Origin of the sequence: Pontimicrobium sp. SW4 (assembly GCF_039954625.1) — a bacterium.
Classification (GTDB): domain Bacteria; phylum Bacteroidota; class Bacteroidia; order Flavobacteriales; family Flavobacteriaceae; genus Pontimicrobium.
Window position 1 is genome coordinate 185,921 of the sequence record NZ_CP157199.1, and the last position, 26,449, is coordinate 212,369.

At 32.7% G+C, this 26,449-nt stretch carries 16 protein-coding genes; 4 read left to right on the top strand and 12 right to left on the bottom strand.

From position 1 onward, the window contains the following. The 3 genes from ABGB03_RS00915 to ABGB03_RS00925 are packed head-to-tail and all read left to right on the top strand — an operon-like array spanning window position 1 to window position 4,026. A complete protein-coding gene (locus tag ABGB03_RS00915; protein WP_347924054.1) occupies window positions 1-1,722 on the top strand; it encodes a DUF885 domain-containing protein in 1,722 nt (573 codons plus the stop codon). Next, the gene (locus ABGB03_RS00920) at window positions 1,715-2,725 is read left to right on the top strand and encodes a 4-hydroxyproline epimerase (protein WP_347924055.1); all 1,011 of its coding nucleotides are present in this window, start codon (window positions 1,715-1,717) and stop codon (window positions 2,723-2,725) included. Before ABGB03_RS00915 ends, ABGB03_RS00920 begins: the two co-directional genes overlap by 8 nt. Before the next feature lie 53 nt (window positions 2,726-2,778). Further along, window positions 2,779-4,026, top strand: a complete 1,248-nt coding sequence (locus ABGB03_RS00925) for an FAD-dependent oxidoreductase (protein WP_347924057.1) — start codon at window positions 2,779-2,781, stop codon at window positions 4,024-4,026. Between the two features lie 11 nt (window positions 4,027-4,037). Here the strand turns inward: ABGB03_RS00925 and ABGB03_RS00930 are convergent, their stop codons facing one another. The 12 genes from ABGB03_RS00930 to ABGB03_RS00985 all read right to left on the bottom strand — a co-directional run bounded on the left by ABGB03_RS00930 (window position 4,038) and on the right by ABGB03_RS00985 (window position 24,679). Then, entirely contained in the window at window positions 4,038-4,505 is a 468-nt protein-coding gene (locus tag ABGB03_RS00930) for a GNAT family N-acetyltransferase (RefSeq protein ID WP_347924058.1), read from the bottom strand. A gap of 27 nt (window positions 4,506-4,532) precedes the next feature. Then, window positions 4,533-5,687, bottom strand: a complete 1,155-nt coding sequence (gene galK, locus ABGB03_RS00935) for a galactokinase (RefSeq protein WP_347924060.1) — start codon at window positions 5,685-5,687, stop codon at window positions 4,533-4,535. Next, entirely contained in the window at window positions 5,688-7,274 is a 1,587-nt protein-coding gene (locus tag ABGB03_RS00940; RefSeq protein WP_347924061.1) for a solute:sodium symporter family transporter, read from the bottom strand. Continuing rightward, window positions 7,274-10,381: a glycoside hydrolase family 2 TIM barrel-domain containing protein gene (locus ABGB03_RS00945; protein ID WP_347924062.1), complete on the bottom strand. Its 3,108-nt coding sequence runs from the start codon at window positions 10,379-10,381 to the stop codon at window positions 7,274-7,276. The genes ABGB03_RS00940 and ABGB03_RS00945 overlap by 1 nt, the downstream gene beginning before the upstream one ends. Continuing rightward, window positions 10,381-13,410, bottom strand: coding sequence for an aminotransferase class III-fold pyridoxal phosphate-dependent enzyme (locus ABGB03_RS00950; RefSeq protein ID WP_347924064.1), 3,030 nt, complete (start codon window positions 13,408-13,410; stop codon window positions 10,381-10,383). Before ABGB03_RS00950 ends, ABGB03_RS00945 begins: the two co-directional genes overlap by 1 nt. Window positions 13,411-13,420: 10 nt before the next feature. After that, complete coding sequence (locus tag ABGB03_RS00955) at window positions 13,421-16,705, bottom strand: glycoside hydrolase family 2 TIM barrel-domain containing protein (protein WP_347924065.1); 3,285 nt, start codon at window positions 16,703-16,705, stop codon at window positions 13,421-13,423. Then, window positions 16,698-18,710 (bottom strand): trehalase family glycosidase, encoded by a 2,013-nt coding sequence (locus tag ABGB03_RS00960; RefSeq protein ID WP_347924067.1) that lies wholly within the window; start codon window positions 18,708-18,710, stop codon window positions 16,698-16,700. The genes ABGB03_RS00955 and ABGB03_RS00960 overlap by 8 nt, the downstream gene beginning before the upstream one ends. Window positions 18,711-18,811: 101 nt before the next feature. After that, window positions 18,812-19,360: a PepSY-associated TM helix domain-containing protein gene (locus ABGB03_RS00965; protein WP_347924069.1), complete on the bottom strand. Its 549-nt coding sequence runs from the start codon at window positions 19,358-19,360 to the stop codon at window positions 18,812-18,814. 70 nt (window positions 19,361-19,430) lie between these two features. Further along, entirely contained in the window at window positions 19,431-20,534 is a 1,104-nt protein-coding gene (locus ABGB03_RS00970; RefSeq protein ID WP_347924071.1) for a DUF4407 domain-containing protein, read from the bottom strand. Window positions 20,535-20,632: 98 nt separating this feature from the next. Continuing rightward, on the bottom strand, window positions 20,633-21,652 hold the full coding sequence (locus ABGB03_RS00975; protein WP_347924073.1) for a thioredoxin-like domain-containing protein: 1,020 nt from the start codon (window positions 21,650-21,652) through the stop codon (window positions 20,633-20,635). Window positions 21,653-21,704: 52 nt separating this feature from the next. Next, window positions 21,705-24,311: a M56 family metallopeptidase gene (locus ABGB03_RS00980; protein ID WP_347924074.1), complete on the bottom strand. Its 2,607-nt coding sequence runs from the start codon at window positions 24,309-24,311 to the stop codon at window positions 21,705-21,707. A 2-nt stretch (window positions 24,312-24,313) separates the two neighbouring features. Next, window positions 24,314-24,679, bottom strand: coding sequence for a BlaI/MecI/CopY family transcriptional regulator (locus ABGB03_RS00985; protein ID WP_347924076.1), 366 nt, complete (start codon window positions 24,677-24,679; stop codon window positions 24,314-24,316). Window positions 24,680-25,001: 322 nt separating this feature from the next. Between ABGB03_RS00985 and ABGB03_RS00990 the strand changes: the two genes are divergently transcribed. Beyond that, on the top strand, window positions 25,002-26,393 hold the full coding sequence (locus tag ABGB03_RS00990; RefSeq protein ID WP_347924078.1) for a M28 family peptidase: 1,392 nt from the start codon (window positions 25,002-25,004) through the stop codon (window positions 26,391-26,393). The last annotated feature ends 56 nt before the right edge of the window (window positions 26,394-26,449 follow it).

Below are 26,449 nucleotides of genomic sequence, written 5' to 3' on the forward strand. Positions count from 1 at the left end.
ATGAAAGTACTTAAGTTTTTAGTTGTCTTCGTTTTTTTAGGAGTTCTATCCTTTAAACAAGTATCAAATTCTGATAATTTAAACGATATCATTGCAAAATATGAAGCAGATCGAGAGTATGATTTCGAAAGAAACGAATCAGTTGAAAATACAATTAAGTACTATCAAGCAGAATCAGATTTTGTTAAAGGACTTAGAGAAGAATTAGAAAAAGTGAACATTGAAGGTTTATCAGAATCTGAACAAATTTCAAGAGAATTATTGCTGTTTGTATTACAGGATAAAATAGACACACATACATTTAAAACGTATTTGAATCCTATTACAAACGAAAGAGCATTTCATTTGAATTTAAGTAGAATGGCTAATAGGTCCTTCAAAAATAAAGAGCAAGTTCTTAAATATTTAGAACAACTTGATGAGTTACCTAAAAGAGTTGATTATAATTTAGATTTATTAAGAGCAGGTGTAAAAGAAGGTATTTCACAACCAAAAGCAGTATTTAATAATTATGAAATTACGTATGATAAGCACATCGTTTCTGATGTGACTAAAAGCGAATTTTACAAGCCATTTAATGACCTGCCAGACTCATTTTCAAAAGCACTAAAGGACTCCATAACTAAGGTGGCAAAAGTAAGCGTTCAAAAAAATGCTGTAGATCAATATAAGAAGATTAAAAACTATTTTGAAAACGATTACTTCCCAAATACAAGAAAAGGTTTGGGTGTGTCAACAACACCAAATGGCCACGCTTTTTATCAAAATAGAATCAATTATTATACAACAAGTACAAAATATACAGCTGATGATATTCATCAAATTGGGTTAAATGAAGTAGCGAGAATTAAAGCTGAAATGCAAAAAATTATTGACGATTTAGGATTTAAAGGAAGCTTTGCCGACTTTTTAAAATTTCTGCGTACAGACGAGCAATTTTATCCAAAAACAGCCAAAGAATTATTGATGTTTGCACGAGATATCTCAAAAAGAATTGATGCAGAATTACCTAAATACTTTATCACGTTACCTAGAAAACCCTATGGTGTTGTTCCTGTTCCCGCAGCAATTGCACCAAATTATACTGGAGGAAGATATTCAGGCTCTTATAGCGATACAACAGCAGGTTTTTATTGGGTAAACACATATAATTTACCAAGTAGAACCTTATATACTATTCCAGCTTTAACAGCACACGAAGCAGTTCCTGGACATCATTTGCAAATTTCATTGAATAATGAATTACCTGAAACTATTCCTGCTTTTAGAAGAGGTTTATATTTATCAGCTTATGGTGAAGGATGGGGATTATATTCAGAATATTTAGCAGAAGAAATGGGGATCTATACAACACCTTATGAAAAATTTGGTCAATTAACTTACGAAATGTGGCGAGCATGTAGATTGGTAGTTGATACTGGAGTACATGCAAAAGGTTGGACAAGGCAACAAATGTTAGATTACATGACTGAGAATACGGCTCTGTCAATACATGAAGTAACTACAGAAACAGATCGTTACATTTCATGGCCAGGACAAGCTATATCCTATAAAATGGGGGAAATAAAAATAAGAGAGCTCCGTAAAAAAGCTGAAGAAACCTTAGGAGAAAAATTTGACATTCGTGAGTTTCATGAGGTAATTCTTGAAGAAGGTACTGTAACGCTTTCTATTATGGAAAAACGAATGGATTCTTATATACATAAAAAATTAAATGAGTAGAACAAAGTTCGTTTGCATTGATGCTCACACTTGCGGAAATCCAGTTCGCGTTGTAACTGAAGGGCATCCAAACTTGGTTGGTGAAAACATGAGCGAAAAACGCCAACATTTCTTAAAGGAGTACGATTGGATTCGTAAAGGATTGATGTTTGAGCCACGTGGTCATGATATGATGAGTGGTAGCTTTTTATTCCCACCTCACAATCCAGAAAACGATTTTGCAATTTTATTTATTGAAACTTCAGGTTGTTTACCAATGTGTGGACACGGAACTATTGGAACGATTACTATTGCTATTGAAGAAGGTCTAGTAACACCAAAAATTCCTGGTAAAATTAAAATGGAAGCACCAGCTGGTTTAGTTGAAATAGATTATCAACAAACCAATGGAAAAGTAGATTGGGTAAAACTTACTAATGTGAAAAGTTATTTAGCTGCCGAAAATTTAACTGTAGAATGTCCAGAATTAGGCGAGATTATGTTTGATGTAGCTTATGGTGGAAACTATTATGCTATTGTAGATCCTCAGAAAAATTTTTCAGGAGTGCATGATTTTACAGCAAGTAAGATTGTACAATATTCGCAAGCAGTTAGAGAGCGTATCAATAAAAAATATCCAAATCTATTTATTCATCCAGAAAATGAAACAATAAGAGATGTGACACATATGCTGTGGACAGGAAACCCAATAGACCCAAAATCCTCTGGAAGAAATGCTGTGTTTTATGGAGATAAGGCAATAGACCGTTCACCTTGCGGAACAGGGACTTCAGCAAGATTAGCACAATTATACACCAAGGGAAAATTAAAAGTTGAAGAACTGTTTGTGCATGAAAGTTTTATTGGCAGTAAATTTATAGGTCGTGTTGAAAAAGAAACTACTATAGATGGTAAATTAGCCATTATTCCGAGCATCCAAGGTTGGGCAAAAGTATACGGTTATAATACGATTTTTATTGATGATGAAGATGATCCATATGCTCATGGATTTCAAGTAATTTAATAATTTTTTATTGTAGATTTATCAAAAAATATACTTCAATGTAAATAGTAGTAATGAGTAAAAATGTTGTAGTTATTGGTGGAGGAATAATGGGTTTATCGTCCGCATATTATCTTCAAAATGAAGGTCATCAGGTTACAGTTATAGATCAATCAAACATGGATGCTGGAGCCTCTTATGTTAATGCAGGGTATTTATCGCCTAGTCATATTATACCATTGTCTGCTCCTGGAGTGATGCGAAAAGGTATAAAATGGATGTTTGACAAATCGAGTCCGTTGTATATCAAACCACGATTAGAAGCAGATTTTTTAAGATGGACTTGGGCGTTTAATAAATCCTGTAATCCAAAGCATGTTGAAAAAGCTGCTCCAATAATTAAGGATATTGCAGTATTAAGTCAAGACCTTTATAGAGATATTTCAGAAAAAGAAAACATCAACTCGCATTATGAAACAAAAGGTTTGTTTATGCTCTGTCAAACCGAAAAAGCGCTAGAAACAGAAGTAAATATTGCACTTTACGCAAATAAGCTAGGACTAAAAGCTAAAGAAGTTAGTGTAGAGGAAATAAAAAAACTAGAACCAAATGTTGATATAAATGCTATTGGTGCTGCTTATTTTGAGTGTGATCACCATACTACTCCACACGAATTTATGACTGGTTTAAAAACAGTTCTTAAAAACAAAAGCGTAAAGTTTTATACTAACGAAAAAGTTGTTGACTTAGAAGTTAATAATAGCACCATCAAGTCCATCAAAACGGATAAGCAAACTATTGAAGCAGATGAGTTTGTTCTTGCTGCTGGATCTTGGAGTAATATGTTGAGTAAAAAATTGGGTATAAAGCTACTCTTACAAGCAGGAAAAGGGTATCGTGTAAATTCTGAAAGGGAAACAGGAATTACTATTCCAGCAATATTAGCCGAAGCAAAAGTAGCCATTACGCCAATGAACGGATTTACGCGATTTGCAGGTACTATGGAAATTGCAGGCATCAATCACAACATTAATAAAGTACGTGTAGAGGCAATTGCAAATGCAGCTAAAAGATATTATCCGAGTGTTGAATTAACCTCAGAAGAAAAAGATAATGCAGCTTGTGGCTTGCGTCCAGTGTCTCCAGATGGCTTACCATACATCGGGAAATCTAAAAAATGTAATAACTTAACTATTGCTGCTGGTCATGCAATGATGGGTTGGAGTATGGCTACAGCAACAGGGAAGTTGGTGTCTGAGATTATTTCTGAACAAAAATTGTCGTTAGATATTGATTCATTTAATCCTGATAGAAAATTCTAAAAATATTTAGCTTATAAATCACCAATATCAAGGCGCATTGTAATGAGGTGCTTTTTTAATCCAGCTTTTTCATAAGCTCTTATGGCTGAAGGATTATCGTTATATACATCTAATCTAATTTCATCTATTTTTCGGTCTTTACACCATTTTAACAGAGTATCCATTATTAGTTTGTTATAACCACTTCCTCGATGTTTTTCAGGTACAAACATAAACCCTAGATAACCTTGTTTTTTGTGTTTTAAATAAGGTCTGTCATCTTTAATTTTAGCGTAACCGGAAGCAACCAATTCTTTGTTCAATTCAACAACAAATAACTCTGAATCATCATTTTTCATAATTTCGGAAAGGTCGTAATAAACTACATTTCCATCTTTAATTGTTGGGTCCATTGGACGTTCTGCGTCCACCAATCCTCTCATAAACTCCATTAAAATAGGAAGGTCTTCTATGGTTGCTTTTCTAACAATTGGCTGCATAAGTCTGCAAGAATTTAAAATTAATTTTTATTTTATTGATAATAAGCGAGTTCCTTGTGATAATTTTACCAAATAAAAAGAACATTCTGTGTTAAATTTTTGTTTGTACAAATTAGCAATATCTTTTTTAAAATCCTCAAGGAAACCATTTTTAACAATGTTAATAGTACAGCCACCAAAACCGCCTCCCATCATTCTTGCTCCAATAACTGCATTTGATTTTTTTGATTTTTCTACTAGAAAATCTAATTCTTTACAACTTACTTTATATTGGTTTTTTAAGCCATTATGTGAATCATAAAGTAAGTCACCTAGTTTTAATAAGTCATTTTTTAAAATAGCTTCATAAGCATTTAGCACTCGCTTATTTTCTTGCAATACATATAATGCTTTTTGATATTCATCATCAGTTAAAACATCTTTTATGTAATTCAAATTTGGCAAAGTAGCTTGCCTTAAACTTTGAACTTTTAATTTTATAGCAACTTTTTCACAAGTATTCCGCCTTTCATTATAAGCACTTTCTGCTAAGCTGTGTTTAACATTAGAGTTAACTAACAACAAAGAATGGCCATTAAGATTTAGTGTAACTTGTTTAGCTTCTAAACTCTCACAATCTAATAGAATAGCTGTATCCTTTCTTCCAAACATACTTGCGTATTGATCCATGATACCACATTTAACACCAACATAATTGTGTTCAGCCTTTTGAGAAATATAGATTAGCTCTTTTTTTGTTAAGCCTAAATTGAATAATTCATTTATAGCATAGGCAATACTGTTTTCTAATGCAGCTGAGGACGAAATTCCTGCTCCTTTAGGAATATTACCGCCAAATACGAGATTAAAATTTTCAATCTGTTTTCCTGCTTTTTGAATCTCTGAAATAACTCCTAAAATATAATTTTTCCAATCACTATTTTTAATTGGTTTGATAGTATTTAAAGAAAAGTCGTAGCGTTCATCTTCATCTACAGCGATTATTGATGATATGTTTAATTCACTTTTTTGAATACCAACTACGATTCCTTTATCAACAGCTGCAGGAAATACTAAGCCCTTATTATAATCGGTGTGTTCGCCAATAAGATTAATGCGTCCAGGTGAAAAAACTAATAGAGGCTCAGTTTTAAACTCAGATAGAAACCTCGATTTAATTTTTAATTTTAGATATGAACTCATTTAGATGAAATAAATATAAATGACTAAAACCATAATACAAATTCCAATTCCAATGCTATTTACATGCTTCCAAGGTGCAATATCAACTTGCTTTGAATAAGACAATTCGTAGGCTTCAGCTCTAGGTTTATATTTACCAATTATAAGCATAATAAGGATGTTTAGTATAAATAATATGGCCATAATGTGTAAGTAATGTGGGTAATTATCGTTGCCAAACACAAAAGGTTTCAAAATAAACTGACTTATGCTATATAATATCACACCTGAAAATACAGCTATTTTTGCAGCTATAGCAGGAACATATTTTGTTAAATATCCAACCACAATAATAGTTAATATTGGAATGCTATAGCAACCATTAACTTCTTGTAAATAGCCGAATAAACCGTCTGGTGCATTGGCAATTAAAGGTGCAATAAGCATTGAGATTATAGCTAGAAATATTCCAAAATTTTTCCCAATCCTAACTACTTTCTTTTCATTTGCTTCAGTATTAATGTGGGATTTGTAAATATCAACTCCAAAAAGTGTTACAGAACTATTTAAAGCTGAATTAAACGAGCTCAAAATGGCTCCAAAAAGTACTGCTGCAAAAAATCCTAACCAAGCGTCTGGTAATACCTTTTCGACTAACATTGGATATGCTTCGTCAGGGTTTTCTATTTGACTTCCAAACATGTGGTATGCAATAACTCCAGGTAATACAACAATTAATGGTCCTAGTATTTTTATAAATGAGGCAAGTAACAGTCCTTTTTGCCCTTCTTTTAAATTTTTTGCTCCCAGAGCACGCTGTATAATTGCTTGATTAGTTCCCCAATAAAATAACTGAACAAGCATCATTCCTGTGAAAATTGTTTCCCAAGGAATAGATGATTTTGGGCCTCCCAGCGATTTAAATTTTTCTGGATTATCAGCTATTAATGTTGAAATTCCTTCAGAAATGCTACCATCACCAATAGCCATTAAACCAAATATTGGAATTAGCATACCTCCAACTAATAAACCTAAGGCGTTGATGGTGTCTGAAACAGCAACAGCTTTTAGTCCACCAAAGATGGCGTAAATTGAGCCTATAATACCAATGGCCCAAACAGTTATCCATAAAGCTGTTGTTTTAGAAACACCTAACAATTCTGGAATATTAAACATGTTACTCAATGCCAGCGCACCAGAATAAAGTACAATGGGCAATAAAACAATAGCATAGCCGCTTAAAAAGAGTCCTGAAGTTATCGTTTTTGTGACTTTGTCATAACGTTGTTCTAAAAACTGAGGAACAGTTGTTAAACCACCTTTTAAATAACGCGGTAATAAGAATACCGCAGTAATTACCATAGCTATGGCAGCTAAAGTTTCCCAAGCCATCACTAAAATACCATCTTTAAAAGAAGCGCCATTAAGTCCAACAATTTGTTCAGTAGAAAGATTGGTTAATAATAAAGAACCAGCAATAACAACTCCTGTTAAACTGCGTCCACCTAGAAAATAGCCATCATGACTTGTTTCGTCTGTTTTTCTTGTTTTCCAGTAGGAAATAATGGCAACAAAAAGCGTAAAAAGAATAAAAGTTAGTATTTGCATTAGTCTTTACGTGTTGGTTGTATTGTAAATGTATAACTATATAATTTATTTGAAGGGATGTTATATTCAGGATGCACCAATCTTCCCCAAGATGTGTCTCCACCAACTCCCATTTGGAGAAAATCAATATTCCATTGAATTGTATTTCCTATCTCAATATCAGCTCCATGCTTTGTGGTTACTGGAACTAATCCTGAAGCCGATTCTGCGCCGTCATTACTATTAAAGTCTATTTCTTTCATATTAAAAGGCCAGACACTAGTATTCAATAATTCCGTACCTAAAACTTTAAGTTTTAAATCCTCTGAGGAAATTTCCACCCATCTCACATCTGTTTTGTTACCTGTTTCTTGTGGACGAGAATACCGATGAAATTGGTCTTTAATTTTACCTGAGTACAATCCCGTTTTTTGCCCTGTTTTTCTATCCCAATAGGTTTCCTCAGGACCTTTTCCGTACCATGAAACATCTCTGTACGTATTGTTTAAAGTCATGTACATGCCTAGTCGCGGAATATTAGGTGAATCTTTTTTGTTTGGTTTAAAACTTAAGGTAACTTGCATAAGCCCATTTCTACCAATTATAAAAGATGCAATAACTTTTGCCTCATCGTTTGGCAACTCGTATTGCACATCATAAATGACATGTTTTTTTATAATATGTGGCTTTCTTAATAGTTCGGCTTTGTAATTGTACGTAGCATCTTGCCATATTTTCGCCCATTTATCCATACTATTTCCGAGGTCATTATCTGTTGGTGGTCTCCAAAAATTTGGTTTAATAGGTTGATTAGTCACCTCTTTTCCTTCATGTTTCCAAGATATAATTTCTCCAGAATTGGAGTCAATGCTTAAATCGATAATATCGTTTTTAATTAGAATATTATCGGCAGAAATTATTTCTAAATCTTCACCAATTTTGGAATAATTAAAACTTTTCCCTTCTTGTAAAATAAATTGATCCCAAGCAATTTCATATCCTTTAGGTATTAAAACATTTTCATCTTTTTGAATTAGGCTTACTTCTAAAATGAACTCACTCTCTGGAATAAAAATCTCAGGGATTTCAGAAAAAGTTATTTTTAATTTGGTTTGAGGCTTAATATTAAGCTCGCCATTTTTTTTTAAAAGTGTTTCCTTACCATCAACCAGAAGTTTTAATTGAAGTGTTTTATCTGAAAAATCTGCAAAGAAATTCTTGTTTTCAATTTCGACTAAACCATTTCCTAAATAGTTAAACTGAACTGGCTCATATACTTTTTTGACTTCAGTTAAATGAGGATGCGGATTTCTATATGGATCCACTAAACCATTGTTTAAAAAGTTGCCATCTGTTGGCAAATCTGGATGGTAATCATGACCATAGGCTAAATAGGGTTTTCCGTTTTCGTCTTTATACTCCAAACTTTGGTCTACCCAATCCCAAATAAAACCTCCTTGAAGATTAGGGTAGGTTTCAATAATATCCCAATAGTCCTGCAAATTTCCAACCGAATTTCCCATGGCATGTGCATATTCAATCATGATAGATGGTTTGTCAGAATCTGATTTTCCATGACTGATTAGATATTCCGGTTTTGGATACATTGGGCAATACACATCTGTATAATCTTCCTTTCCTGCAGGTTCGTATTGTACAATTCTATTGTCATCTTGTCTTTTAAGCCATTTATAAGTTGCTCTAAAAATATCACCTTCTCCAGCTTCATTTCCTAGCGACCAAGAATAAATGGAAGGATGATTTCTATCACGATAGTACATACGCTGTGTGCGCATCATATGTGCTGGCAACCAAGACATTTCATTTCCTATTTGTGTGTCTTCTGAAATTGCTAAGGGATGACTTTCAATATTAGCTTCATCAATAACATATAAACCATATTTATCGCATAAATCTAACCAATAAGGGTCGTTTGGATAATGAGCAGAACGCACTGCATTAATGTTATTTTGCTTCATTAATTTGATATCTTTTTCCATCGATGTTTTGGATACTACATGACCTGTAAATGGATCTGTTTCATGTCTGTTAACACCTTTAAAGTAAATAGCTTTTCCATTAATGAGCACTTGACTGTTCTTGATTTTAACACTTTTAAAACCTATATGTTTTGTGATGAATTGATTATTATCGAATGAAATTTTAAGGGTGTATAAATTGGGAATTTCGGCAGACCATGGTTTCACATCATTGATAATTTTGTTCGCGTTAAATTCTTTTATCGAATTTGCTGAAACTTCAACGTCTTCTGAAGTTTTAAAAATTGAATTTTCGCCATCTAAAATTTCAACAGAGAGAATTTTTGAAATAGTTTCATCAGTTTTATTCTTAATTGAAACAGTTCCCTTAAAGATACCATTACTATAGGTATTGTCTAAATTGGTATCTGCATGAAAGTCAGAAATATAAACTTTAGGTCTAGTATATAAATAAACCTCACGCTCAATACCACTTATTCGCAACATGTCTTGACTTTCCAAATAACTTGCATCACTCCAACGAAACATTTGTAAGGCAATAAGATTTTTGCCTTTTTTTAAGTAGTTAGTAATATTAAACTCAGCTGGCGTTTTACTGCCTTGGGAATAACCAACATAACTACCATTTATATAGACATACATTGCAGATTTAACTCCAGCAAAGTGAAGGATAACATCTTCAGATAGAAATTCAGAATCTATATCGATGAATTTTCTATATGTACCAACTGGATTATAATCGGTTGGAGCGTTAGGCCATTTCGTTGTGAAAGGGTAGCGTTCGTCCAAATAAATAGGTTTTCCAAAACCTTCAACTTCCCAATTGGCAGGAACTGGAATAGTTGTCCAATTTGAATCGTCGTAGTTGGCGTTTTGGAAAGTAATAGGGCGTTGTTTAGGATCTTTAACCCAATGGAATTTCCATTCGCCATTTAAACTCACAAACCGTTTTGAGTCCTCTTTTTCTTTAATTGTCTCATTTTCAAATGAAAAAAAGGTTGCTCGAGGTGGAAGTTTGTTGTCTTCAAAGATTTCATGATTGTAATGAAAAGTTTGTTCTGCAACAATCTGTAAAGGTTCTTGTTTACAACCTATAAAAATAAAAAATAAGAGTGTGATTTTTTTCATCAGTGAGTCTTCATAAAATCTTCAGCTAGAATTTTTCTTAAATAGAATAATAATTCTTTGGCATTTTCTTTAGTAAAAACAATAGGTGGTTTAATTTTCAAGACGTTATAGTCTGGGCCATCAACACTCATTAAAATACCATGATCTTTCATTCTGTTAGCTAAATAATCCGTTTGCTCTGCTAACGGATTCATATTATTATCAACCAATTCAATGCCTAGAAACAACCCTTGTCCGCGAACATCTCCAATAATAGGATACTCGTCTGAAAGTTTTGTCAACTCTTCTTTTAAAAACTCACCTACTTTTAGTGCGTTTTCTTGAAGTTTTTCACCTTTTACTACACGCAACACTTTTGTAGCTATTGCGCATGACACAGGATTACCTCCAAAAGTGTTGAAATACTCCATACCATTGGCAAACTTATTAGCAACTTCTTGTGTGCACGCCACAGCAGCAACTGGATGACCATTCCCTAAAGGCTTACCAATTGTGACAATATCAGGAATAACATTGTGCAATTGAAATCCCCAAAATGTTTTCCCCATTCTACCACAACCTGTTTGAATTTCGTCAGAAATACAAACACCCCCAGATTCTCTAATTAGTTTATATATTTTTGATAAAAAACCATTAGGTAATTCTACTTGACCACCACAACTTATAATCGGTTCAATAATTAATGCCGCAACATTACGTCCTTCACTTTGAATATTAGCAATACATTGTTTAACTTCTTTAGCATATTGTTCGGCTGTGTTTTCGTCTCGGTATTTTCCTCTAAACTCATTAGGAATTGGAAAAATATGGGTGTGTTCTGGAGCACCATTACCTCCTTTTCCATCAAATTTATACGATGAAATATCTACGCACATATTCGTATTGCCATGATAGCCAACTTCACTAGCAATGATGTCTTTTTCTCCAGAATAGGCTTTAGCCATTCTAATAGCCAATTCATTTGCTTCGCTTCCAGAATTTACAAAATGAAAAACATTCAATTTTGGAGGTAAGGTCTCAATAAGTTCTTTAGCAAGTTCATTTATATTTTCATGTAAATAGCGTGAATTTGTATTAATTAAAGCCATTTGTTCTTGACCAGCTTTTACAACATCGTAATGTTCATGTCCAACATGAGCTACATTATTTACTGTATCTAAATATTTTTGACCATACTGATCCATTAGGTAAACACCAACACCCCTAACCATTTTTATAGGTGTTTTGTATTGTAAACTCAAACTTTTGCCTAGATGCTGTTTTCTATAGGCAATGAGTTTATCATTGGTTTTATTATTTGAGTTTATAAGAGCTTCAGATTTAAATAATAGATTTGGATCTGGGCATAAGTCTTTCCAAACATTAAGTTGATTAAAATAAGTGACTCCAGGAAAATCAACTTTATAATCTAGCATCGACATCATTACTTGAAAATGAAGATGTGGCACCCAATTCCCATTTTCTGGATAGTTGCCTAATTCAGCTATTTTTTCGCCTTTTTTAATAATATCACCAAGTTTGTGTTTGGTGGCACTTTCAACAGTGTTATGACCATAAAGTGTATAAAATTCAAAATCATCAACACGATGTTTTAGGATAACTAACCCTCCATATTCTTTATCGCCAGCATCATTACAAGCTGTCATTATTTCACCATCAAACAAGGCATGAACAGGTGTGTTGGCATGAAACCAAAAATCAATTCCTAAATGAATAGTTCTACTCTCACGACCATTGTTTCCAATTTTATCATAAGCAGTTGAGGTGTATAAAGCGCGAGGCTCCAAATAACCACCAGCAAGGACTTTTTTAGGATATTCAGCCTGCAATCTGTCAATTTTAAACTGAAACAAGTCCAAATCATTAAAATTTTCTTGATGACCAACCCATTTGCTAGACACACTTAAATCGATATGATGGAATTCATCACTTGGAGCTGTTGGGAATAATTCAGACACTTTAAATTGATAAGCTGAAGCCCATCTATTGAATTTTTCAGTATCAGGATGCGCCGTATAACCGCAAGCAACTCTATAACTGAAATGTGCAAAATCTGAACTGATATTGAACCATTTTTCAAGTAATTCCCAAGCTGGTTTTTCGCTAATAAGAAGATATTCATTATCAGGCTCTTTTACTTTATTGATAGCCGATTTTGTAACCGAAATCACCAAACGCATAGCGATGCAATTGTAAAGATGTTTGAGCTCATTTTCTTGTAAAGGGAACGATTTATGGTAACCTCGCACAATGGCTAATGAAGCATCTAAAGGATCATTATGATGCATAATGGCATAAGCACATGTAGTGGCCAAATCGTTTATTGTTTGCGTAAAAATGGCATCACCATAATCGATAACAGCTTTTACTTTAGGCTGTAAGACATCCTTTGAAACAACTATATTGTTGTCATTTCCATCATTATGAATCACGCTTTTTCGAAGTTGAGCATATTCATTTTGTGAGGCTTCAAATTCATTTTGAAAATAGGTTAGAATTTCTTTTTTGTCATCATCAAATAAATCTAAATGTTCTTTAGTCCAAAGTGATTGCGCAGTATCCCAATCAAATTCACGGCGAGCTTCAGTGTGATAGAACCCTTGTAAAGCTTTAGTGAGTAGTCCACATTGTTCACCTAAACTAAAGCGTAAATCATCCAGTTGAGGATTTACTTTACTCCAAAGTCTTCCCGAAATCCATGTTAAAAGCCTAACAAATCTTTTGTTTCCATGCTCATCAATAATTGAAGAAATTGCATTTCTACTTTTATCTTTAATAACTTTTGGAGCTATGGCATTTTTGTCATTTTGGTTTATGTATTCTATTAGGCTTTGTTGAAAATCTAAATAGTTATTATTTTCATTTGGACGAGAAATTTTTAGAATATAATCTTCACCATGCTCTGTTTTGATTCTGAAATTAAAATCAATTTCACCAGGAAGTTCTAACGCTTTTCCTTTGATATTATAGAGTTGAAAAAGAATATTTTCGGCTTCTTGTATTGATATTTTTATATCAGTATAGTTCATGTTTATTCAACTAATTTTGATTGCGAAAAGTTTTGCTTAATGGAATAAAATCATCAGCTGTTTTGTTTTCAAAAGGAATTATATAAAAGCTGTAACCATGTTTTTGATTTCCTTTGAATTGATATTTTTCTTGAGGTTTAGACCACCAACTATCATCACCAGCCAGACCTCGTTGTCCTAAATCGATGTTGATTTGCACTAAATCTTTTTCCGTGATGTCAATGGTGTGCTTACTTTTATTAGAATTGTTATAATCCAATCCAGGAGTCGTGTCAAAATCTTCATTTTCCATGTGTAAGGCACTAAAACTCAAATAATTTTTGGAAGCTGATACGAAAAGCAATCCATTGTTTTGCTGATTTGCAATTGCCAACCAACGTGTGTCAGTTTTGTATCCATTGTCTTGTGGACGAATATATGGAACGTATTGTTCGCTAATTTTTGACATGTATAAGTCTACAAAAGCTGAGGCCATTCTATCTTGATAATTTTCATGTGGACCACGACCTAAATAACTTAGATTTTCATAAGATTTGGGCAGTTGTAAACGCATACCAATTCTTGGAATGTCGCCTTCATATGAGGTTTCATTTAACGTGTTTTCAATATGAATGACGCCATTTCCATAAATAGTGTAGTTTGAAACGAAAGTAGTTTCAACTGCAGGTAAATTATAATTTATTGTTATTGAAACTGAACCATTTTTTAAAGTTTTATACTCAACACTTGATGCTTTTAATTCCAAAGAAGCGCGCTTCCATTCAATATTTTTTTCATCCATTCGATTGCCAAAATCATTGTCTGTTACTGCTCTCCAAAAGTTTGGTTTTGGTCCTTTGCCATCTTTTAATAATTCGTTTCCTTTAAAAATATAAGAAGTTAAACGACCTTCATTTTTACTAAAAATAACACTTAGGTCATCGTTGTTAATCGTTAAAATGCCTTTACTATTTTGTACAGCCAACTCTGTGTTTTCCTCTATTTCAATTTTTGTTTGTTTGAATTTACTTGATAGCGGAATTTGCTCACGAGCGACCTCAAAGCCTTTTGGCAATATTCCCCAATCCTCCTTTGTAGTAGCTGAGAAGTGAACAAAATATTCCGTATTGTCTTGAAATTCAACACTCTTTAAAGGAATACGAATCAATTTTCCTGTATGCGTTTCAACTGAAATATCATCAAAATTGATAGTCTTTAGCACTTTGCCATCAGCTTTTATGGCTGCTTTAAAATTAAATTGATTAAGGTTGGTAAAATCGTATAAATTTTCGACCAGTACTCGCAACTCATCGTGACGATTAATGCCTTTATCCTTAAAGTTTATATATTCATGAGCCTTTTTAACTTCATACAAAGCAGGTTGTGGTGATCTGTCAGGAAACACAATGCCATTATTTAAAAACGTGTTATCACTTGGCATGTTTTCGCCAAAATCGCCACCATAAGCATAAAAGCGTTCACCTTTTTCGTTAGTTTTCCAAATGGATTGATCTACCCAATCCCAAATAAATCCGCCTTGTAGATTGTCGTATAACTCAATGATGTCCCAATAATCCTGAAAATTACCTGTGCTGTTTCCCATAGCATGTGCATATTCACTTGGAATATATGGTCTGTCGGTTTTTGATTTCCCTACTTCTTCAAATCGTGCAGGACTTGGATATTGAGGCACAATAATATCTGTATTAGAATCCATATCGTACAAATTACCATCATAATCTTTATATGGACGTTCATATTGCACAGGACGCTTAGTGTTGTCGTTTGCTTTAATAACATCGTAACCTTTAAAGAAATTAATACCATTTCCTGCTTCATTTCCCATTGACCAAATGATCAGAGAAGGATGGTTTTTATCTCGCTCAACCATTCGTAACATTCTATCAACATGTGCATTTTCCCAAGATGGTATTTTTGCCAATGAATACTTGCCATAGTACATGCCATGAGATTCAATATTAGCTTCATCGACCACATAAATTCCGTATTTGTCGCATAATTCATAGAATCGTCTTCCTCTTGGATAATGTGCTAATCGAACCGCATTAATGTTGTTTTCTTTCCAAAGCTGAATGTCCTTTTTGATAAGCTCTTCAGACATGACATGGCCAGTTTCTGGGTCAACTTCGTGAGCGTTGACACCTTTTAAGGTAATGCGTTGGCCATTTACCAAAAGCAAGCCATTTTTTATTTCAACAGAACGAAACCCTATTTCTCTGTGCGTGACCTCTATGATCTCCCCTTTAGAATCGTTAGTTTCAATAATGAGGGTGTATAAATTAGGATGTTCGGCATTCCATTGTTTTACGTCAGGAATTATTGCCCAAAAACTAGTGGCATCTTTTTGAGAGGAAGGGATTTCAATTTTTTTATTTCCTGAAGAGATCATTTTATTGCCATCTAACAACTCATAGCTGACCTTAATGTTTCTGTTTTTCGGAGTGTGATTTTGTAAGTCAACGTCTAATTGAAACACACCATTTCCATATCCTTTATCAAGTGTTGAAGTGACCTCAAAATCCTGAATCCTAATTTTAGGTTGCGCATAAATAAAAACGTCACGCTCAATTCCGCTTATTCGCCAAAAATCCTGACACTCTAAATAGGAGCCATCTGTCCATCTGAAAATTTGAATGGCTATGGTGTTCTTTCCAGGTTTGGCCGCTTTGGTAATGTTAAATTCTGCTGGTAATTTACTGCCTTGAGAATAACCAATATACTCTCCATTTAGCCAAACAAATCCACCAGATTTCATAGCTCCAATATGTAGAAATATTTCCTTTTCGGTCCAGTTTTTTTCAATAGTAAAATCACGACTATAGGTGCCAACTGGATTGTAATTGTCTGGGACATCACCTGGGTTTTTCGGGTAGATTCTATCAACTAATTCCATGTCGTCAGCAATCATCGCTTTATAATCGGTAAACTCGTATTGATGATTTACGTATATAGGTGTGCCGAAGCCTTCAACTTCCCAATTGGAAGGTACTTTTATGTCATCCCAGTTAGACGTATCAAAGCTTGATTTCATGAATAGAGTTGGCCTGTCTTTAGGATTTTTCACCCAATTAAATTTCCAAGTGCCATTTAATAATTGACGAAATTGAGGATTGTTTTTTAATGCATTTTCTTTTGAAGTGAAAGAGGTAAACGATGCATGAGCAGGTTCTTTATTTTCAGAAATGACCTGTTCGTTTTCTATGAAGTGTTTATAGTCTTTTATTGGGTCTTTTTGCTGGCTGTAAATTGATAAGCTAGAAAGTAAAAGCGTAAAAATTGTAATTTTTTTAATCATTTTTTTCATTCATTAATAACATGATGACGTGAGCTGCACTCCAGCTAAAATTTTGAGCATGTAAGCCTTCTCCAGTTAATGGATGGTAATTTTCTCTAATAGATTTCCCTTTACCTAAGAGACCTTCAGCACCTTCAAAAATTTGTATGGTTGCTTTGTCAGCTTCTTTATTAAAACCGTAATTACGTAAACCTTTGACTCCAAAATAAGCTTGATCTAACCAATTTGGACCTCTCCAATACCCTTTTAAAGGATCAAATTTTTCATGGTCAGCACTCATGGTTTGAAATGGTACTTTGGTAAAAAATTTATTAGGATTCATCATTTTGTTTTTTACTGCTTCTGCTTGTTTTTGAGTTGCGGCATTTGCCCAAAGCGCTGTCCAACCTTCACTACCTTCACCTTTTATAAATTGAGTTCCATCTAAGTTGGTGTCGTAAAACCAACCATCATTTCCATCATAAAATTGTGTTTGAATTTTGACTTTTAAACTTTCTGCTTCACTTTTATACTGTGAAGCATCGTTTAAATTTAAGGCTTCTGCAAGTTGTGACAAAAATAATTTTTCGGCATAGAGGTAAGCATTCAAATCGACGCTTTCTTGGTCTAAAGAGTAAGCGCTTTCTTCATTTTTTAGAATTTTAGAATCATCAAACCTGATGGCATTGTCCATGCCGCTTTCCCATTTGGCAGCTATCAAACTACCATCAGTTGAACCATATTCGCAAAGTCCATCTTGGTCGTTATCACGTTTGTTGTACCACCAATAATGGTATTTTTTAAGTTTTGGATACATGTATTTTACAAACTCTAAATCCTTATCTTTTTCATAAATTTTGGCAACTGCCCAAGCTGATAAAGGTGGTTTGGTATCGCGATAGTTATGAGCTTCAATAGTTGTGTCCCGATAAACACAATCTGCCACAAAACCATCATCATTTTGAAATTTGAACATGAGTTTTACTTGCTCTTTGGCTAAGCGTAGATCGTAATACGATAAACCAACTGCATGTTTCCAAGAATCCCAGGACCAGAAACCATTAAACCATTTATAATGATAACTAGGGAATAAGCCTTCATGCTCAATTTCGCCTGCTGGAATGCGCCAATTGTTTTGCAATGTTAAGTGTGCTTTGGCTAGTACTTCAGCATATTTGTTTTCTTGAAATTGTGGCTTTCTATTTTCTATAAGTGATTTTAACTGACTATTTTTTTCTTGTTTTCTGGCATTTAAAACAGAGTCAAAATCGACACGTTCAATGAGTACTTTTTCTTGTTCCCAAGAGTATTCTGGGAAGATGAAGGTTTGGGAAACTATGAGTGATTTTGTTTCGTTGGGTTTCAGTTCTATAGATTTATGAGAATCATAATACAAATTCTCAGATACTTCAAAATCATCAAATAATCCTATAGCTCTAACATAGCCTAATACATTTGATTTTCCTGAGGAAACTTTAATATAATTATTTTCTTTCGTGAGTTTTAATCCAATATTTGGTATTCCTCCAACAAAACTTGTGTTTAATTCAAAATTACCTTCTCTCTTATTTTTAATTTTAAACCTTTGTAAAGCGGTATTACCATTTAAGTAGACTAATTCAATATTTATTCGAATTTTATCGTTTTCTATCAGTTGCTCTAGATGGCTACTGTAGCCATTTTGACTAATTAAATCCTTTTCTTGGTCAATAACTCTATCATGGTGGTCACCCGAAGTTATGTGAATAGTAGGAGAAAGTTTGCTCCAAATACCATTATCTTGAGTCATTAAAAAAGGGCCTGAAAAGCCAATTAAACCCCTATTGGTTTTATGTAAACTATAAGCAAACCAAGCACCTTGGTCAGAAAACATTAACCCAGATTTGTCAATCGAATCTTTAGGTGTAATGCGATAGTCTAAAATGTTTTCACTGAATTTTAGATAACCAGTTGCATGTTCAGTTTTGAGTTCTGATTTGCAACCTAAAATTAATGTAGCAATTAGTAGGAGTATTACTTTTTTCATCTAAAAAATTAAATCGCCGTTATTTATTAGTTGTCTAAAAAAATAACATAGATTATATAAAAGTAATAATTATGATTACCTAATAAAATGTTTATTGCATTTTAAGAAAAAAGAATGAGAAATAGAATAGGAAATAGTATCCCAAGTACAGCTAATTTCCATCCTCTTTGTTTAAAACCTTTCTTTCCCATTGGAATTAATATTCCAGTCATTGCTATTAAAATCAAGGCCGCACCAAAAATATCAGAATACCAAATCCAGAATTTATTTGTGGTTTTATGTAGATACATAGTGTGTCCTAAAAAAGGCACTTTTCTTTTGTATTCTAATAAGCCTTTTCCAGTTTCAATATCAATATCTGCTATTGCATTGTCTTTAAAGTAAATTCTAAGTTGGTTATCTCTTAATCTATGACTATCAAATTTGTTTTCAGTCCATTGATTAGAAATCTTTATAAGATAATCTTTATCGTTTAGTTTTTGTAGTTCAGTTGGTATGGTCATACTAATGTTTTCAGACTCGAAAACATAATCCATAGGGTACCAGTCTTGTCTGTGGTTTAGAATAATTCCAGAAAAAGAAAAAGCAATAATTAATCCAAAATAGAAGAATCCAAAATCTCTATGTATGGCTCTGTTGGTAAATTTCATGATTAGCAAATAATAATATTTTGCCAAAAATAATAATTATTTTTATTTAGAATAAATAAAAATAAGAAATTTATCCTAAGATTTTAGTTTGCTTTTTATAGAAGGCTTCCTGTTGCTTTTTCATGAGCTCTCTTGCAATTTTCTTTTTGTAAGCATAAAGCTCTTCTTCTTCACTTATATCTCCATACACACGATCATTAATTGCATTATCAGTATTTAAAACAGCTTTTCGCTGATATGTTTGTTGTTCTGCCCAAGTCTTGAGTTTCGACTCTTCTTCTAAAAACTTGATATCATATTCACCTTTTGGAGACAGTAACTTTGCGAGAATAGGAGAGGTTTCAATAGCTAGGAATAGTAGAAAAATAAAGAAAGAAGGGAGCCAAGGTAATTCACCTAAAGCATTAACACGAGCCATTAAACCATCAAAATTATCAATTATTGGCTGTGAGGTTGTTACAGCGGAATCATAGTCCGAATTTAATTGTGCTATCTGAGCTTCCGCTTGTATGATTTTTGCATTATTAGTGTCTCTTAAAGTTTGTAACTCTGCCAAACTTGCATCGTGTTTATCTCGTTTTTCTTTATAAACTGGTCCTTTGCCTAAAATCAATGTGCCTTGGCGCCCTTCAGCTTCAGCAATATAGGTATTGTAGTAATTGGTGACTTCGGTTTCTTTTAAATTAATTTCATCTTTTAAAGCTTTAATATTATTATTTAATGCTTCTACTGTTGGGATATATTGTTGTGCAATTTGGTCTTTATTTGCTAATGTGAAATCGTTTTTTTGCTCTAATAATACTTGATTGATTTCTTTTTCAAATATCTTTAATTCTAAAGGTTTTGAAATAACGATGGCAATAATTATAGCTAATATAATTCTGGGTGACGCTTGAATGAGTTCATCAATAACATTACCAGTTTTTTTGATAGTTGATACAATGTATCTATCTAAATTAAAAATGAGTAATCCCCAAACAAGACCAAAACCTACAGATGCAAGTAGATTATCAAATACTGTATGAAGTGCATAACTTGCTGCTATAAAAGCCATTAATGCTGTAAAGAATACGGTAGCACCAATGCCTGCATATTTGTTTTGCTCGCCTTTGGAACAGTCCTTTAAAATATCGGTGTCGGAGCCTGAGCAGATGATGAAAAATTGCTGTAACATAATATAGTGGTTTTGATTGATTGTCTATTAGAACGTGTTTTTAGACAAAATGTTACACTAAAGCTTATAACTTTATGAATTTAAGAGTAATATTACAACTATTTAATACTTAAATATTCCTCAATGAATGAAAAGGAATGAGACCTTTTTAATATGTTACCTTTTTTTATTACAAGGTAAGTTGGAAATACTGTAATTAGGTTTTTTGTTGTTATTCTATTATTATAATTTTCAATTTCTCTGAAGTTAGACCAATTATAATTATTTTTTCTTAGGTAGTCAATCCAAGTATTGTGGTCATTATCTGTAGATATACTTATTAGCTCAATATTATTTTGTTTGAGAGTCTTTAATTTTTTAGCTATTAGCATATGGTCTTTTACACAAGGAGGACAGTTAACAAACCAAAAGTCAATAAGATATGTTTTAGCTTCGTCTAATGAAATATTTACAAGGTTATTTTTGTCATCGTAAAAAGTATGTTTTGAAAAATCTATTTTTTTATCTGTAAGAATGTTTTCGATTTTTTTTATAGGATTCAATAGATGAACTTTTATATCGTTTGGTTGATTTGTTAGAATAGTATATATGTTATTAAGTTGTTTCTTGTTGTTAATATTTCTAAGAAAAAAATGATTTGAAATTTCAATAGATAAGGGATTGTTAACGTTATTTTTAGTATGCTCTAAAAGAAATAAATTTATTTTAGAGCTATCTAAGGAATCCTCATCTACTAGCTTTTTGTATTTTTTTTTAAAAGCAGTAGATTTATAATATAGGTTAGAGCCAATAACTGTATCAATGGTTATTTTATTTGATATACTTCCTTTTATTGTTACTTGATTACCATTAAGCCACATTTGGTTCATGATTAACCCCTTTTCTGTATAAAAATTTATATTATATAAGTCATTAATGCTATCATTGAATTCTATGTGCATTTTATTGGAAAATGGAAGGAACTGAAACTCTCTGTCTTGTGTTATATTGGAAATAAATACACTGTCAATCTTTAAGTTACTTGTAAAATGTAGGTTTAAATCAGCAAATCTTTTTTTCTTTGATTGGCAAGAGAGTAATGAAATTATTAAAATTAAGAGGGTAGTTTTTTTTAGCATAATATTTATAATATGAAAAAAGCCTCTATTTTAGAGGCTTTTAATAAAATATTTAATTCTTTTTCTTCATTTCTACTACTATCGGTTTTGTAGAAAGATAGACTTTTGGCTTATCATCCTTATTATAAGATTTAATATTTATTTTAGAACCTTGTTTTATTTTTTTAATGGCTTCATCTGATGAAATTTCTTTTCCTTCAAAATAGAAAATAGCATCTTTTTTAGCCATTTCGATAACATGGTCTAAAGGGGACTTTGGAGGAGATGGAGGAATGTTCATTTCTCGTCTAGCTATATTTTCTTCTTGACGTTTTACTTTTGCAGCGATAGCATGTTTTCTTTTTTGTTCAGCTAAAACCTTACGCTCTTCTACGTGCTTTAGTTTTTCCTTTTTTAGCATTTCTTGGCGCTTTTCAGTTTCAGCTTTGCGTTCTTCAACATGTTTTAGTTTTTCTTTTACTAATTGTGCTTTACGCTCTTCGCTAATGGCTTGTCTTTCTACAATACGTTGCAATTTCTCTTGTTTCACCTTCATTTCAGCAACTCGAGCCAGTTTAACTTCTTGCGATGCTTTTCTTTCAGCAGCATATTGTTCTTTTACTTCAATAAGCTGAGTTCTTTCAGTACTTTTTGCCTCTCTAACCTTAGCCATGTTTTGTCTAGATTCTGCAACAGCAAGTTTATATTTTTTAATGTTTTCTTTATACTTTTTCTTTTGTTCAGGTGTTGCATTGTGAGGCACTGGAGGTGGTGGAGGTGGTGGGAGTAAGTTAGTTGGGACTTCAACTTCTTCAATAATTTCTCCAGATTTAGATTTATATCTAGTAACACTTTCAGGATATTTTTTTGCATACTCCGAAATTATCTTTTTATACTTAGCTTTTTGCTCAGGTGTGGCATTGGCTGGAATTGGAGGTGGTGGTGGAGGCATTACTTCTTCTACCTCAATATCTCTAGGAGCTTTTGGTGCAGGTGGAGCTGGAATATTTGGAAATGGTTCTGTATTCTTTTTTTGCTCAGCATTCATAATGCTATAAATGTATTTTAATCGCTCTATGTCAGTTTTCTTAATAACCATATCATTTTTAGACATGCTGTTGTATTTTCTCGCTATAGTATTGTACTCTTTGATTTGAGCTTTTGTTGCTTTTTGTTGTGCATTTGGTTTTCTGCTATTAGTTTCCCAACCTAATTTGTCTACATATTTGGTTTTTAATGTTCCAAAACTATTTAGAATATCAATAACTTCCGAAGTTGCATTTTTTGAACTTTTCTTATGAATTAATAGTTCAATTTCTGTAGAATCCGCTTTAGATTTATTGTGAAATCTACTAAAACTTTGTTTTAAGTTAGTAACAGGATGCCATCCGTTAGGAAGTAATACAAGACCATCTTTGTCTAAATAAGTTATTATTCTATAATATTTGTTTTGAGTATTTAGCTTGGTAGCTTTTTGTTGTTCATAGGTATCTGTATTTGTAATAGCAAAAGGTTTGTTCCCTTTTTCTCGAATTATTTCTTGGTTGTAAGTAACAATGCGATGAAAGCCATAATCAATTACTGAATTATAAATAAACCATACGTCTTCATCTAAAACAGCTTTTCCATTATTAACATGAACATTTATAATTTGATTACGTATTTCAGGAGTAATGTCTTGATGCAATTGGTTAATAACTGATGCAAATGTTTTTTTAGTAGCTTTAGTGCCTTCTATTTCATAAGTGCCATTGTTGAATACTTCGATGTTAATGCTTCTAGCTGTATAATTAGTATCTGAAACTTCTTCAGAAGTTTTTTCAATAACTTTTGTATCGCTAAAGCTATACAACATAATTGCTAAAAGAGGTAGTAGTACTAGACTTCGAAGCCAAACACCTCGTTTTGTAGTTTGAGTTTTCATAACTGTAAATCGTTTTTTAATTAATGAATAGTTTATGGCATTAGCCAGTTGTGGTTGTGTAGCATTTGATGAGAATGCCAAAATAATTTTTTGATAGGTGTTGGTGTTAATCCCTTTACGTAATACGCCTTGGTCTGCCAAAAACTCATGGTTTAATTTAATGGCGTGCTTAATAATATAGATTAGCGGATTAAACCAAAGCAGTACTTGTAAAGCCTCAATAAAGACAACATCTATACTGTGTTTTTGTGTTGCATGTGTTTGTTCGTGCCAAAATACTTCTTCAGGTATTTGGTTGGCTTCAAATTTAGATTTATTAAAGAAGATATAATTGAAAAAGGTGTGAGGTACTATTAAATCTTTTAATAATACGTGTGTGAATTCGTAATAACGTTGCTTTGGGTTATGTTTTATTTTATAGTTTAATCGATAGAGATTTCTAATAAATTTAAAACCAAATATTAATACACCAATTAAGTATATGGACCAAATAATATAAGGTGTATAACTAGTAGTTGTCTCAATTTCTATGGGGTTATTAGCAATAAGCATATCTTGTGAAACCTCGTTAAAAGTTAGAGGAGAATAATCAACGTATTGAGTGAACGTCACCAAAGGAATGCTTATTGATAAGACAAGTGCAGCCAAAAGGAAAAATCGCTTAAATGCATGCATATTTTCTTTTTCTAATACCAATTTGTAAAAGGCTAAAAAGATTAAAAGGCATCCCGAAAATTTTAAAAGATATAGTGCCATAATTACTTCTTTTTAATTTCGTTATCAATAATTTCTTTTAGACTTTCAAGCTCATCCTTGCTTAAGTCCGTTTCTTGAGTAAAGAACGATGCAAACTGCGTAGCACTATCATTAAAAAAGTGTTTTATAAGCCCATTTACATGCTTAGAGAAATAATCTTTCTTTTTTACAAGCGGGTAATATTCTCTTGATTTTCCGTAGAGATTGTAAGCTATAAACCCTTTTCCAGACATACGTTTTAATAGTGTTGCAATAGTTGTGGTTGCTGGTTTAGGGTCGTCGTAAGCATCAAGAAGATCTTTCATAAATGCTTTTTCAAGCTTCCATAAATGTTGCATTAGTTGTTCTTCGGTTTTGGATAATTGCATTGCTCTACAAAATTAGAATTAACTCTACAAATGTAGAATAAAAATTAAAATAAACAAATATTTGTTTCTAATTATTAATATTTTAACATAGATTTTTCGCAACAAGAGTAATTGCTCTGTAACAAATGTTACTCTTAATTATATAGATATCCATTAAATTTGTACAGCATTTAAAACAAAAAATGATTAAGGTTTACTTAGTTTTAATTGTTAATTTTAATGTTTGATTTTATAGATAATTAAAAGGCTCGTTTAGTTTTAAACGAGCCTTTTTTTATAAATCATGTATATTTGGTATTGTTATTATTAAAAAAATCCAAAAATGAACAGACTTACTGCTATATTGATATTAACTTTTTTTGTGTCGTTTTCTTTATCGGCTCAAACCGTATCAGATTTAATGAATTTAGTAAGTCAAGATACTTTAACAAAGGTGATTCGTGAATTTTCAGGTGAGGACCCAACGGTTGTTAATGGAAGTACGGTTACTATTTTAAACAGAGAAAGTGCTAATAACGACGTTGCAGCCGATTATTTAAAGGAACGATTGTCCGTGTTCAATAATTTAACCATTAACGACCAAGCCTACACAGTAACTTATGGCTCTACAACCTATAATGGCAGAAATATTATTGCGACGCAGTTAGGAAAAACAAATCCAGACGATATTTATATTATTTGTGCACATTACGATAGTGTGGATGATTATTGCGTTGATGATAACGCAAGCGGAACAACTGCTGTGTTAGAGATGGCCAGAATTTTATCGACTCAATGTTTTGATAATACTATTATTTATGCACTTTGGGATCAAGAAGAAAACAATTTAATAGGTTCTCGATATTACGCCAATGCTGCTGCAGCTAATGGTGATAACATATTGGGTGTCTTAAATTTAGATATGATGGCGTATGATGGCGACGGTGACAACGATTTTGATATAGATGTTAGAAATATTGCAGGATCATTAACCTTAAAGGATGATATGCTTAATGCTTTAGCTAGCTCAGGGCTCAATTTAAATGCTAATGTTGTTAATCCTGGGTCTGGTGCTTCTGATCATTTTTGGTTTTGGAGCAATGGTTTTCCAGCAATTTTTGTTGGAGAATCGTGGTTTAATAATGATGAAACACCAAATTACCATACAGCTAATGATAGATTTGCTGACTTAGATATGGACTATTTTACAGATTTAACAAAGTTGTCACTGTATTATATGGCGACAAAAGGGAATTTACTACCTGTTGATAGTAAAGCTTACATAAATTTACCTGGTAATTTGGATGTAGCTTGGTCACCTACCGCAACATATCAATGGTTAGATTGTAATAACAATATGGCACTGATTCCTGGTGCTACAAATAACTGGTTCTATCCTACTTCAGAGGGCTATTATGCGGTTGAAGTTACCGATGGTGCATGTGTTGAAATTAGTGAATGTATTTATCACGCTGGTTTAGGGGATGATGAATTTACAAAAGAAGACATAGAAATATTTCCGAACCCTGTAACTTCAAAATTGAACATTAAAATTCCTGAAACAATACCTAAAGCAATGTTGTCTATAGTTTCAATTGAAGGAAAAGAACTCTTAAAAACCACAATTGACAAACAGTATAACGAAGTGTCCTTTTCTCAATTCGCTAATGGTATTTATTTTGTAAACATTGAAAGCCAAGGAAGAACATTGAGTTATAAGGTTGTTAAGGAATAAACCCATTGTGTATTTTAATTGAAATTTGTCAATTCGAGTGAATTTCACGATTGAAA

What these genes read in the sequence shown, in the direction of transcription:
- ABGB03_RS00915 (WP_347924054.1), top strand. Translation starts at nt 1, where the DNA reads ATGAAAGTACTTAAGTTTTTAGTTGTCTTCGTTTTTTTAGGAGTTCTA.
- ABGB03_RS00920 (WP_347924055.1), top strand. Translation starts at nt 1,715, where the DNA reads ATGAGTAGAACAAAGTTCGTTTGCATTGATGCTCACACTTGCGGAAAT.
- ABGB03_RS00925 (WP_347924057.1), top strand. Translation starts at nt 2,779, where the DNA reads ATGAGTAAAAATGTTGTAGTTATTGGTGGAGGAATAATGGGTTTATCG.
- ABGB03_RS00930 (WP_347924058.1), bottom strand. Translation starts at nt 4,505, where the DNA reads ATGCAGCCAATTGTTAGAAAAGCAACCATAGAAGACCTTCCTATTTTA.
- galK (WP_347924060.1), bottom strand. Translation starts at nt 5,687, where the DNA reads ATGAGTTCATATCTAAAATTAAAAATTAAATCGAGGTTTCTATCTGAG.
- ABGB03_RS00940 (WP_347924061.1), bottom strand. Translation starts at nt 7,274, where the DNA reads ATGCAAATACTAACTTTTATTCTTTTTACGCTTTTTGTTGCCATTATT.
- ABGB03_RS00945 (WP_347924062.1), bottom strand. Translation starts at nt 10,381, where the DNA reads ATGAAAAAAATCACACTCTTATTTTTTATTTTTATAGGTTGTAAACAA.
- ABGB03_RS00950 (WP_347924064.1), bottom strand. Translation starts at nt 13,410, where the DNA reads ATGAACTATACTGATATAAAAATATCAATACAAGAAGCCGAAAATATT.
- ABGB03_RS00955 (WP_347924065.1), bottom strand. Translation starts at nt 16,705, where the DNA reads ATGATTAAAAAAATTACAATTTTTACGCTTTTACTTTCTAGCTTATCA.
- ABGB03_RS00960 (WP_347924067.1), bottom strand. Translation starts at nt 18,710, where the DNA reads ATGAAAAAAGTAATACTCCTACTAATTGCTACATTAATTTTAGGTTGC.
- ABGB03_RS00965 (WP_347924069.1), bottom strand. Translation starts at nt 19,360, where the DNA reads ATGAAATTTACCAACAGAGCCATACATAGAGATTTTGGATTCTTCTAT.
- ABGB03_RS00970 (WP_347924071.1), bottom strand. Translation starts at nt 20,534, where the DNA reads ATGTTACAGCAATTTTTCATCATCTGCTCAGGCTCCGACACCGATATT.
- ABGB03_RS00975 (WP_347924073.1), bottom strand. Translation starts at nt 21,652, where the DNA reads ATGCTAAAAAAAACTACCCTCTTAATTTTAATAATTTCATTACTCTCT.
- ABGB03_RS00980 (WP_347924074.1), bottom strand. Translation starts at nt 24,311, where the DNA reads ATGGCACTATATCTTTTAAAATTTTCGGGATGCCTTTTAATCTTTTTA.
- ABGB03_RS00985 (WP_347924076.1), bottom strand. Translation starts at nt 24,679, where the DNA reads ATGCAATTATCCAAAACCGAAGAACAACTAATGCAACATTTATGGAAG.
- ABGB03_RS00990 (WP_347924078.1), top strand. Translation starts at nt 25,002, where the DNA reads ATGAACAGACTTACTGCTATATTGATATTAACTTTTTTTGTGTCGTTT.